Source organism: Polaribacter aquimarinus, from assembly GCF_003129485.1.
Taxonomy (GTDB): domain Bacteria; phylum Bacteroidota; class Bacteroidia; order Flavobacteriales; family Flavobacteriaceae; genus Polaribacter; species Polaribacter aquimarinus.
The window spans coordinates 1-2,150 of record NZ_QFFG01000015.1 but is presented as its reverse complement, the minus strand read 5'-3'; the positions used below and the strand labels follow the sequence as shown (position 1 = coordinate 2,150).

Sequence of the window (2,150 nt, the reverse complement as noted above, 5' to 3'; positions counted from 1 at the left end):
CTAAATAGCATATTAAATAAAAAAATAAAAGCTCAAAAAACGAATGAATAGATTTTTGAGCCTAGAAAAATATTGTAAAAATTTAACGAAGAATTTATTTGTTTTTTAACTCAGTTCTTTGTTGTAACCAGTTTTTATTCCATTAATATTCCGTTAAAATCGAATTTGTAGATTCTATTTTCCCAATCAGTTGCTTTTATATATGATTCCGTTATTTCAAAGTTATCAGTACCTTTTTCGGTTGTAAAAATGTCAGCACCACTTTTTTGCCACATTATTTCTCCATTCAAATTCAGTCGAGAAATTTCCATTTCTCCGTGAATTATATAACTTTCATTGAATTTAAATATCTCAAAACAAGAAGCTTGGTCAGCTTGAGTTTTCCAAATTAAGTTAAGGTCAGGAATTGAAAGGCAAAAGACTGAATCAGAGCAACAAACTATAATTCGGTCATTTTCTATTATTTGAGAATTCTTATGAATTCCAGTTCCGCCACCAACAGAGCCAATAATTGCTGAACTAATGATTTTATTATTTTCAGATATTTTCAGCCCAATTTTTGTCGGAAACACAAAATCAGATTCCATAAAATGAATCTTGTCATAAGAGTTCAAATTATCATTCGAATTCTCCGAATAATTTTCATCTCTTATTAATTCAATCGTTAAATTTCCTGATTTAGCAATCATTTTCTCAAATTGGTTACAACGTTTTGGTATAAGCTTTGTTGCGTTTTAATTATGCTAAAAGTAAGCAATTTATTAAACAACTTTGTGCCTGCGTATTTTTCCGAAGGAAAAATTTAGCAGCAATAAAGTTTATACGGTGTTGGCTACAGTTTTATTCAATTCATATTCTAATTATAAATTCCCAAATTCCTCTTAATATTTTTTTTGAAAAAGGAACAGGTTTTTCCCCATTTGGATCTTCTAGCCAAAAGTCACAAACGTCACAAACAACCTCATTTTTATAAGTTGCTTTTCCACTAATTCCATCTGCAATTGCTATTTCATCTTCAAGCCCAATTCCACCATCTGTATTTGTCCATTCCACTTTATTTTTCCGAATTTTGTCAGAGTAACAACGTGGACATCTTTCCAATTTGTCTTCAAGTTTTGATGTAGGATTTTCAATGATTAATTTTTCAATTTTAGACTCATTCAGATTCCTTTCCACCAAATATTCCTTTATTTTTGATTGAGTTACTTTCATATATGTTGACAACTTGAATTTTGCAAAAAAGGCTAATTCATAATCATCTAATTCATTCAGAAAGTCATTTATTTTGCTCATTTCCTGTTAATTGTAGCCAACGTTTTTGTGTATATTTTAGTTGCGATTTTGCTTAGCTAAAAGTAAGTAAATAATGACTGATAGGAAAATCCGCGAGGATTTTCCCAAGTAGGCTAGAAGTTAGCAATTGAATATACACGTTGTTGTAGCTAGTTTGTTATTCAAAAGTAATCTTTTTTTCCGTTTTTGGTATTGTTATTATGTGATATGGTTGAGTTTCAACGAGTGTTTGAAAAGTCATAGTTTCAAATTTTACTGTGAAATTTTCAGATTCTTCAATGACTTCCTTAATTTCAACTGAAGCTCCATCTTGAGTTTCTAAAATGATTCCTATAATAGTTTCTTTTTCAAAATCAACTTCTTCAAAATTATACTGATTATAAAAAGAATTCATTTTTGTTATTAGGTTTTCCCATTCAACTTTTTCATTTATTACAATATTTTGTTTTTCAATATTCTCTAATCCAGTTCCACTCAAAGAACCTTTTCCAACTTCTCTAAATTCAACTGTAATTGGAAAACTTTCAGTTTCAGTTTGAGGTTCAGAACAACTAAAAATAATTAGTAAAATAAGTCCGATTTTTTTCATTTTCATTAGTTTTTTTGGTAATTAGCTACAACGTTTTTGTGTATATTTTAGTTGCGGTTATGCTTAGCTAAAAGTAAGTAAATAATTACTGATAGGAAAATCCGCGAGGATTTTCCCAAGTAGGCTAAAAGCTAGCAATTGAATATACACGTCTTAAGTTTGTCTTTTACTAATTTTGATATATAATCAGAAAGAATAAAAGAGAGAATTAAGGTTAATATACACGGTGAAGCTTTAGACTTCGACAACATTGGTAATCCTCTCTCTT

Annotated in this window: 3 protein-coding genes; all 3 read right to left on the bottom strand. The window is 29.2% G+C overall.

Going from position 1 to position 2,150, the window contains the following annotated elements:
* Positions 1 to 134: 134 nt before the first annotated feature.
* Positions 135 to 689 (bottom strand): hypothetical protein, encoded by a 555-nt coding sequence (locus DIS07_RS14950; protein WP_109406074.1) that lies wholly within the window; start codon positions 687 to 689, stop codon positions 135 to 137.
* Between the two features lie 160 nt (positions 690 to 849).
* Positions 850 to 1,293: a hypothetical protein gene (locus DIS07_RS14945; RefSeq protein ID WP_146190752.1), complete on the bottom strand. Its 444-nt coding sequence runs from the start codon at positions 1,291 to 1,293 to the stop codon at positions 850 to 852.
* Between the two features lie 157 nt (positions 1,294 to 1,450).
* Positions 1,451 to 1,882 (bottom strand): hypothetical protein, encoded by a 432-nt coding sequence (locus DIS07_RS14940; protein ID WP_109406072.1) that lies wholly within the window; start codon positions 1,880 to 1,882, stop codon positions 1,451 to 1,453.
* Positions 1,883 to 2,150: the final 268 nt, after the last annotated feature.